6 protein-coding genes and 1 pseudogene are annotated in these 9,611 nt (G+C 53.1%); 3 read left to right on the top strand and 4 right to left on the bottom strand.

Features of this window, described 5'->3' with window-relative positions:
- Both HNQ59_RS17825 and HNQ59_RS17820 read right to left on the bottom strand, forming a co-directional pair.
- Positions 1-146 (bottom strand): annotated as a pseudogene (locus tag HNQ59_RS17825) (integrase core domain-containing protein); the annotation flags it as partial.
- A gap of 66 nt (positions 147-212) precedes the next feature.
- Positions 213-2,078, bottom strand: a complete 1,866-nt coding sequence (locus tag HNQ59_RS17820) for a M3 family metallopeptidase (RefSeq protein WP_184041749.1) — start codon at positions 2,076-2,078, stop codon at positions 213-215.
- Positions 2,079-2,405: 327 nt separating this feature from the next.
- Here HNQ59_RS17820 and HNQ59_RS17815 point away from each other — a divergent pair, with 327 nt between their 5' ends.
- Entirely contained in the window at positions 2,406-3,833 is a 1,428-nt protein-coding gene (locus HNQ59_RS17815; protein WP_246491074.1) for a PQQ-dependent sugar dehydrogenase, read from the top strand.
- A 74-nt stretch (positions 3,834-3,907) separates the two neighbouring features.
- On the opposite strand, the gene HNQ59_RS17810 is transcribed toward HNQ59_RS17815, so the two are convergent.
- On the bottom strand, positions 3,908-4,240 hold the full coding sequence (locus tag HNQ59_RS17810; RefSeq protein ID WP_184041748.1) for a flagellar protein FlhE: 333 nt from the start codon (positions 4,238-4,240) through the stop codon (positions 3,908-3,910).
- 448 nt (positions 4,241-4,688) lie between these two features.
- Positions 4,689-7,454, bottom strand: coding sequence for a valine--tRNA ligase (locus HNQ59_RS17805; RefSeq protein ID WP_184041747.1), 2,766 nt, complete (start codon positions 7,452-7,454; stop codon positions 4,689-4,691).
- Between the two features lie 121 nt (positions 7,455-7,575).
- Here HNQ59_RS17805 and HNQ59_RS17800 point away from each other — a divergent pair, with 121 nt between their 5' ends.
- Complete coding sequence (locus tag HNQ59_RS17800) at positions 7,576-7,713, top strand: hypothetical protein (RefSeq protein WP_184041746.1); 138 nt, start codon at positions 7,576-7,578, stop codon at positions 7,711-7,713.
- A 383-nt stretch (positions 7,714-8,096) separates the two neighbouring features.
- Positions 8,097-9,611 (top strand): M4 family metallopeptidase (locus tag HNQ59_RS17795; protein WP_184041745.1); only part of this gene is annotated, 1,515 nt, incomplete at its 3' end.

Below are 9,611 nucleotides of genomic sequence, written 5' to 3'. Positions count from 1 at the left end.
GTTTAACAGTCCTTTCCGCCAGTAGTCGGGCATACTCGGAGGGCGTCAGCCCTCCCAGTGCCTTCTTCGGACGCGCTTCATTGTACTCGCACCGCCAGGCTTCGATCAGCACTCAGACTCATAAACCGGTGCTCGTTCAGACATTTCTATGCTTCCGTAGCCAAATTGCAGTGCACCGCATCTGGGTGCACTGCAATCGGAATAGCTTATGATCAATGCAATATCGGATAGCGTGCGGCTACCCATTGCTCGAACTGATTGAACATGGCCTCATCCGACAGTTGGTTATCTGCGATCAGTTCTGCACCATGCACCAATCGGATACGGGCCTCCAAGGTCGTTGGATAATCTTGAGAATATTGGCGGATAGCGGCGTCGGCAATCTTCTGCTGTGCTGTCTGCCACGCCTGTTCGACTGATTGATTGCATTTCGTTGCCAGATAGGTGGCTGAGAAGCCTTCGCCTGTCAGGTTCAACAAGGTCTGGTTGTGGCTTAGGCTATTTCCAGGTGTCCAATAGTGCTCGGCCAGTAACGGGCCAATTGCTGGGTTGTCCGTCAAATAGCCGAATTCGCGTTCGAAATAGGCACGGGTCTGATAGACAGCCATATGGGCCAGTAGATAGCCGTGATAGGAAGCGGCAGATTCCTGATTCAGCAGGTGCGGGATCGACAATAGCGGGCGGGGGCCGAGTGCAATACCGAGGATGCGAAGCTCGGTTTTGCGGGCGAGTTGCTGCACGGCGTCTGGTGTCAGCTCTGTTTCATTCATTTGATACAGTGCCCACTCAAAGTAGGGGACCACCAGGATCGAACGTTCGGCGAATGCGCGGAAGGGTTGGGATACCTCGATCCGGGCTTTGATCAAGGTGTCAGGAATGACCTCGCCGGCTGCATTGTAAGCATACCGTTTCAGCCAGTCGGCATCTTCGAGCAGGCTGTCGCAGAACATTGATTGTGTCTCTGCATAGGCCATTGAGGTAGGTGGAAACTCTTGTGAGAAACAAGGGGAGTTCTGGGTTACATTGGCAAAGTGGGCCGCGTGTCCACCTTCGTGGAACAACGTATTCAGCGCCCGTGAACCACTGCCAATCTGATCAGGTTTGCCTTCGGCGGTGAAATTGATCTGCGCTGCCACCCATTCGCCCTTGGCGTTGTAGAAGCTGGGAATGGGGCCGTGGCAGAAGCCGTTCTGAAACTTACCTTTGCGTTCCAACAGATCCAGTTGCATCAGTGCTTGCCGGTAGGTGATGCCAAGTCTGCGGAAGCTGAGCACCCAACGTTCGACTGCCTTTGAAAATGGCAGATATGGGTCCATTTGCCGGGTGACATCTCCTGACATGTGAAAGCGCAGGTTGTGTGGCTGCAACGCCTCCGAGCCTTTGTTACGAGACAGGGTATCTAGTGCCCGCTGGTTGGCTTCACGGGTTTGTGCTTCAAAGTCATCTAAAATTTTGAACAGGGCTTCAGGGCTCATCTGCTCATTTTTACGTACTTTGTAATCGAAATAATTGCGATAGCCTAGTGCTTGCGCAAACACATTGCGCTTTTTGACAATGTCGAGGAAGCCATTGTCCAGTACCCATTTCTCCAGCCCCATCAGCGCATCATGAGAACTTTTACGCGCAGCTTCATTGAGGTTGGTGCCCATATTGGTGGCGAGCATGCTCAGCGAGGCGTCTTCCTCCTGCCCTTGTTCATTGATGTGGCGCATGGTGAAGCGTTGTCGCTTGGCGAACAGGGCGGATTCCATCTCAATCAGCTCGTTCATGTGCTGACGGGCGGAATCACTGTCGATGATATTGCACTCCAGCAAAGCCAACCACCCCTTGAGCCCATGTATCAGCGATGATTTGTCAGCTGAATCTGGGCTGGATTCAAGCGCAGTCAGATGGCTGCGAACTGCTGTCAGCGTCTCGGGGTTGGAAATGAAGGATTTGAATGCTTGTTCAGCTTTGGCAAAGCTGGCATGGTCATCGTTGATGGCCATATAGGTATCCCAGAACAGGTCTTCCTTGGTCTTGTGGACTGCCAGGTAGTCCTGATTCAGTTTGTCGAAAAACTGGCGGGCTTGCTCCATGTTATGGGTCTCTCCTGATTACAATCGGTTGCCGTGATGACGGGCTGTTTGTCCGGGCAGTCTGCGTGGAGTTGCAGCAATGGTCAAGATACAGGTGGCTGCCAAATTGACCTGGCAGGAGGCGGTAGATAGTTGATGGATGAGGATTGGTGTGCAATCAATACAGACCTATGTTGTCGGCGGATGCACCTGCTATTGGAATGGACGGTAGTCACCAATCGTAGTCATATGGCCGCGCCAGCCAGCTATACAGCGGGCTCTCTGGATCAGGTATAAGCTGCTATAAATGGACGTAATTCGGCAGATCAACTGACGAGAGGTGATGTCATGCGGCTTGTTCAATATGGGATCATGCTCTGGATGTGGGTTTGTATCAGCAGCTGTGGTGGTGGCGGAGGTGGGGGTGGCACAGTCGCTACGACAGGTAGTATCCGGGTCGTGCTGACTGGGTTGCCTGATGGCGCATTGGCGGATGTCAGTTTGACCGCGCCGGGGGGAGCGACTCAGCCTGTGCAAACCACTCAGACCATTTCCAATCTGTCACCTGGTAACTACGCGCTGGCCGCCAATGCGATGATGGTGGCCAATATCCAGTATCTGCCACAGCCGACTTCCCAGACTATCTCGGTAGTGGCGGGGGGGCACATTGAGGCGGTTGTTCGTTTTCAGGCTGCCAATAGCTTGACCCTGAGTCTGCGAAAGGCCATGGAGGGCCTGGATCGCCCGGTGTATTTGACTGCCCCGGCAGGCGACAGCCGTCTTTTCATCGTGGAGCAAGGAGGACTGATCCGTATCATCAAGAACGGTGTCTTGCTAGGTGTGCCTTTCCTCGATATCCAGGCTAGCGTGACCAGTGGTGGCGAGCGTGGCTTGTTATCAATGGCATTTGATCCAGACTTTGCCAACACTGGGCAGTTCTATGTCTATTTCACGGATTTGCAGGGTGATATTGCAATCGAGCGTTACCAAGTAGCGAGAGACAACGCGGACCTGGCTGAGATCGGGAGCGCACTACGCATCTTGTCGATCAAACGTGATCCGGCATTCACCAACCACAATGGCGGCCTTGTCCTTTTCGGGGCGGATGGCATGCTGTACGTGGGGACGGGCGATGGCGGAGGAGCGGGGGATCCAGCTGGCCATGGGCAAAAGCTCGATACATTGCTTGGCAAACTACTGCGCATTGATGTGCGCAACGCCACCGTTGCGGAACCATATGCTATTCCACCGGATAACCCCTTCACTTTACAGGCTGGCAAATCGCCTGAGATCTGGGCATATGGCTTGCGCAACCCCTGGCGTTTCGCCATTGATACGGCGGATCAATTGATATTCATTGCAGATGTTGGTCAGCATGAACGAGAGGAGGTCAATGTTGTTACGGAAGGGGCGGCGGGCCTCAATTACGGCTGGAATATCACGGAGGGTACTCGCTGCTATCCGAATGGCGACAGTTGTAATACGGCAGACCAGACTTTACCGGTGTTGGAATACGACCACGGTCAAGGTTGTTCGATTACCGGTGGATTGGTGTATCGCGGTAGCAAGATACCAGCGCTGCAAGGGCATTACTTCTACTCAGATTTCTGCCGTGGTTGGCTCAAAAGCTTTGCTTATCGCGACGGGGTGGTGGAACAGATTACCTGGCCGGTTGAAAATGTCGGCAATATCGTGTCATTTGGCCAGGATGGGCAGCAGGAGTTATATGTGTTGAGCAGCAAGGGTGGTGCAATCTATCAAATTGTTGCCAACTGATGTGACGATCAGATCGGTTACGCTTGGTTTGCTGCATGCGGACAGAGGCTGACTGTCCGCATGGCCAGCAGGATTTACGGATTGCTTTGATAATTGACCACAATATTGGTCGTCCCGCCATACAGTGGTGACATGGTGCCAGAGCCACTGACTCCAGCATATATCCTTAACGGAGTTGTGGCGGGAACGCCCTGGCCGGTGAAATTGACCGAGCCGGACTGCACGGTTGTCACATCGGCGCAAAGGGTCACCGCGCTATTGCACAGATAGACCGTCAAGCCGGCGGGGCGGGGGGCCGGGTAGCTCCAGTTGTAATACACCAGCGTCAATGTCTTGTTAGCTGGTGGGTTGCCTACAACCGGGTATTCCGTGTAATACCAGATATTCTTGCTGTAGATGGTAGGCATGACAGCATTGCTGCCATACGCGTCCTGGCCTGCATGGGCACTGTGTGTGAGCATGACAGTTGCAGTCAATGTGAAAAAGCTTGAGTACAGCCATTTCCTGAGATTCATGCAACGCTCCTTATAAAGATCACGATTACATCGGGCCTGGTGTCACACAGAGGCACAGTCAGATTGTGCGATACCGCCCAATGGTGGGACCTGCATATGAACATGCAGCTTGGCGGGTGTTCTACCGTGGCTGCAAGTGCATCTTGGGTAGTGGATACCACATGGCAAAGCTGATGAGGTATCCACATCAGATTGTTGCGCTGAAATGTGACAGAACGGTGAAAAAATGGAGAATAGTAAGTAACTTGGGGTGGCAATCACCCATGAAACAGGGCTGGTGTGGGCAACACCAGCCCTGTTTCATTGAATGACATGCTGTAAACAGCTTGAGGTAAGACGTTTAAGCAAGCAGCTTGGCCAGCTGCTCGTTGATGCGGGTGAGCTTCTCGTTCAGCTCGGCAACCTGGGCGCGGTCCTTCTCAACCAGATGGGCAGGCGCCTTGTCGGCATAGCCAGGCTTGTCCAGCTTGGCGTTGATCTTGTCCAGCTCGGCTTGGGCCTTGGCCATTTCTTTGTTCAGGCGTGCAGTTTCCGCAGCCTTGTCGATTTCCACCTTCAACATCAGACGTAACCCGCCTACCACTGCTACAGGCGCATCATCGGCTGGCAATGCCGGTACCAGATTGACCTCAGACAGCTTGGCCAGCAATTGTATATAAGGTGCGAAATGCGCTAACTCGGCAGCCGGGCCCTCAATGAACAATGGCACCTTCTGCGCCGGGCTCAGCCCCATTTCGCCACGCAGATTGCGTGCACCGTGCAGAATCTCCTGCAGGCGTGCCATTTCAGCCAGCGCGGCCTCATCGATTTTGCTCGGGTCAGGCTGCGGGAAAGCAGCCATCATCAATGAGTCACACTCTTTCTTGCCAGCCATGGGGGCAACGATCTGCCATAGCTCTTCGGTAATGAACGGGATGATCGGGTGAGCCAAGCGCAGCGTAGTTTCCAGCACCCGCGCCAAAGTACGGCGGGTGGCGCGCTGCTGGGCTTCGTTACCGCCTTGCAGTTGCACCTTGGCCATCTCGACATACCAGTCACAATACTGATCCCAGGCAAATTCGTAGATGGCTTGCGCGGCCAAGTCCAAGCGATAGGTTTCGAAAGCTTGGTTGACAGTCTGTTCCGTCTGCTGCAAACGGCTGATGATCCACTTGTCAGCAAAGCTGAATTCCAGCGGCAGGCTTTCATCCAGGCCGCAGTCTTTGCCTTCCAGGTTCATCAACACAAAGCGGGTGGCATTCCACAGCTTGTTGCAGAAGTTACGATAGCCCTCGCAACGCTTGAAGTCAAAGTTGACGTTACGGCCCAGGGTGGCAAAGCTGGCCATGGTAAAGCGCAGCGCATCGGTACCATATGCCGGGATGCCATCTGGAAACAGCTTGCGGGTGGCATTGGCAATCTGCGGTGCCTTTTCGGGGCGACGCAGGCCGGTGGTACGTTTTTCAACCAGTGGTTCCAGTGCGATGCCATCGATCAGGTCAACCGGGTCGATCACGTTGCCTTCCGACTTCGACATCTTCTTGCCTTCGTGATCACGCACGATACCGTGGATGTACACATCTTTGAACGGCACCATGTCGAGGAAGTGGGTGGTCATCATGATCATGCGCGCCACCCAGAAGAAGATGATTTCATAGCCGGTTACCAGCACCGATGACGGCACAAAAGTCTTCAATGCGTCGGTGTTGTCAGGCCAGCCCAGCGATGAGAACGGCACCAGCGCCGAGCTGAACCAAGTGTCCAGTACGTCTGGGTCGCGGGACAGCGTCTTGCCAGGGGCCTTGGCCTGGGCTTCTGCCTCGGTACGGCCAACATACACATTACCTTCGGCATCGTACCAAGCGGGAATCTGATGCCCCCACCACAGCTGGCGCGAAATACACCAGTCCTGAATGTTGTTCATCCACTGGTTGTAGGTGTTCACCCAGTTTTCAGGAATGAATTTCACTGCGCCGGAATCGACTGCTTGCTTGGCCTTGCCGGTGATGGTCTTGCCATCCGGCCCGGCTTGGGTCATGGCAACAAACCACTGGTCTGTCAGCATTGGCTCGATTACCGAACCAGTACGGTCACCGCGTGGCACCATCAGCTTGTGCGGTTTGACCGATTCCAGCACGCCTGCTGCTTCCAAATCGGCCACAACAGCCTTGCGCGCAGCAAAACGATCCATGCCGACATATTGGGTCGGTGCGTTCTCGTTGACTTTGGCTTCCAGTGTAAAGATGTTGATCTGTGGCAGACCATGGCGCTGGCCGACTTGATAGTCGTTGAAATCATGGGCCGGGGTCACTTTGACCACACCAGTGCCGAATGCCTTATCCACGTAGCTGTCGGCAATCACCGGGATTTCGCGATCACACAACGGCAATTTGACAGCCTTGCCGATCAGGTGGGCATAGCGCTCATCTTCGGGGTGAACCATGACAGCAACGTCGCCCAGCATGGTTTCCGGGCGGGTGGTTGCAACGGTGACATGACCCGAACCGTCAGCCAGCGGGTACTGGATGTGCCACAGATGACCGTCCTCTTCTTCGCTGATCACTTCCAGATCGGATACTGCCGTACCCAGCACTGGGTCCCAGTTCACCAGCCGCTTGCCGCGATAGATCAGGCCTTGTTCGTACAGACGTACGAATACCTCAACCACAGCCTTGGACATTTTCTCGTCCATGGTGAAGTATTCCTGATCCCAGTCCACCGAGCAGCCCATGCGGCGCATCTGGTTGGTGATGGTGCCACCGGAAATATCCTTCCATTCCCATACCTTACTGACAAAAGCTTCGCGGCCCAGATCATGGCGCGACACCTTCTGTGCAGCCAGTTGGCGCTCCACCACGATCTGGGTGGCAATACCAGCGTGGTCGGTGCCTGGCATCCACAGCGCGTTATAGCCACGCATGCGGTAATAGCGGGTCAGGCTGTCCATGATGGTCTGGTTGTAAGCATGGCCCATGTGCAGCGTGCCAGTTACATTGGGTGGCGGCAGCTGAATGCAAAAGGCCGGTGCAGCCGGATCCATCTTCGGTTTGAAATATCCCTGCGACTCCCAGTACGGGTACCAGCGGGACTCAATGGTGGCGGGTTCGAAGCTCTTGGCTAGTTCCATGTTATGCGATGCAAAAGTCAATACGAAACCGACCATTATACGGCGCGTTAATGAAAGCGCACGTATTCCAATGCATAAATCCAGCAGCTTTCCAAAAACGATGTAGATTCAGCAGCCTAGCGTGATCGAGAATCATATCGATATGACAACCCATCGCCACGATACCGAACAGGTATCTCCTGCCACCGATTCGCTGGCTTTGTTGCAACGCCGTCATCCGGTTCAATTGCTTTACCTGTCCATTTCATCCAGCTGGTAAGCCGTAGCGGCAAAGGTGTCGGGTGGTATATCTTTTATTTTTAACTAATTGATTTGTTTGTGAATTTTTATTAATTGGGAGTGGATTGGCGATCACACGCCTTCAATCGTTCTCTGTTGGTAAGGCGTAAAATGCCATAGGTATTTTTGTGCCAAGGATAAGTGCTGGTTTTCACGCATAAATATTACCTGAATGGTATTGCAAGGCGCATCTATGCTGGATTTCATTATATATGACCAATGTTCATTTATAATTTTTCATATTAAAAACAACATAGTAAACATTGTAATTTAAAATGACAGAAGGATATTGACGTATTCGAATAAGGCGTGTTTAAATCGCTGCCTTGTCATGACGTATAGATTTTAAGGTGGGGAGTGAACATGTTAGGTGCTATTTCCAATAAGGTACTGAAAGTATCCACATGCACTATGTTGGTCTTTGGCGCGATGCAGTCGATGGCCGCAACGAGAGTGGATCTGGGTGCGACCGGTGCGGAAGCAAGCAACCCAATCGAGCTGGCGGCTGATCTCAGGCCAGTGACTTCCCTTACGACTATGGATGGTGCGGTCAAGGTCAAGTATCAGCAGTATTACAACGGAATCAAAGTGTGGGGTGAGCATGCCCCAGTTGGCGTGCAACAGCGCGGCTTGGATAGCGTTCAGGCTGATGCGGTTGCCTCTTATGTGAGCGGTACTTTTGTTCAGGGTATTGAAGAAGACCTACCACAGATCAAGCCGACTCTTTCCAAAGAAGACGCGCTCAAGGTGGCGCGTAATATCGCGTTGGCAGGCAGCCCGCTACGGCAAGGCGAAAATGAAGAAGTAGAGTTGCTGATTCAGCTGGATTCAGCAGGCCGAGCGCAACTGTTCTATATGACATCATTGTTCGTGCCGGGTATTGCGCCTAAGCGCCCCTTTTTCATGATTGACGCGATGAGTGGTCGAGTGCTGAAAAAGTGGGATGGCTTGGCACACCGGGAAGCAACGGGGCCTGGCGGTAACACCAAGACAGGGATGTATGAATTCGGTAAAGGCCGTAAAGCCCTGCAAGTGGATGACCAGTGTCGTTTTGAAACAGAAAACGTCGTCACAGTTGATCTGCGTAATACAACTTCCAACTCGAATACTCCCTTTCAGTTGAGCAACTGCGGTGCGACAGGCACCCCTCGCAATGAATATCGCTCGGTCAATGGTGCATTCTCCCCATTGAATGACGCCCATTTTTCTGGTGGTGTGGTATTCGATATGTATCGGGAATGGCTACAACGTCGCCCGATCCAGCAAAAACTGACGTTGCGTGTTCACTATGGCAACAACTATCAAAATGCATTCTGGGATGGTCGCGCCATGTCTTTTGGCGACGGTGGCAGCAGAATGTTCCCGTTGGTCTCTCTGGGCGTGGTCGCACACGAGGTGAGTCACGGCTTCACTCAGCAAAATTCGAATCTGGTCTATTCCGGACAATCAGGCGGGATGAACGAGGCATTCTCCGATATGGCCTCGCAGGCAGCAGAATTCTATGCCGTTGGAAAAGCCAGCTTCCTGATCGGGCACGATATCATCAAGCAGCAAGGCCGTGCCATGCGCTATATGAACGACCCCGAGCAGGATGGTGGTTCGATTGGGCACGCCAGCAAATACTTTGATGGCATCGATGTGCATCATTCCAGCGGTGTTTACAACAAAGCATTCTACTTATTGGCCAATAAAGCCGGCTGGAATGTCAGGAAAGCGTTTGAAACCTTTGCCGTTGCCAACATGATGTACTGGCGTTCGAATAGCACATTCAATGACGGTGCCTGCGGGGTTATCCGTGCTGCAGATGACAAAAAGCTGAATCGAAACGACGTCATCGATGTGTTCCGGCAGGTGGGTGTGACATGTGCGACACTGCCG

It is taken from the genome of Chitinivorax tropicus, from assembly GCF_014202905.1.
In the GTDB taxonomy this organism is placed as follows: domain Bacteria; phylum Pseudomonadota; class Gammaproteobacteria; order Burkholderiales; family SCOH01; genus Chitinivorax; species Chitinivorax tropicus.
The sequence above is the reverse complement of the archived record's forward strand: the minus strand, read 5'-3'. Positions and strand labels throughout refer to the sequence as shown.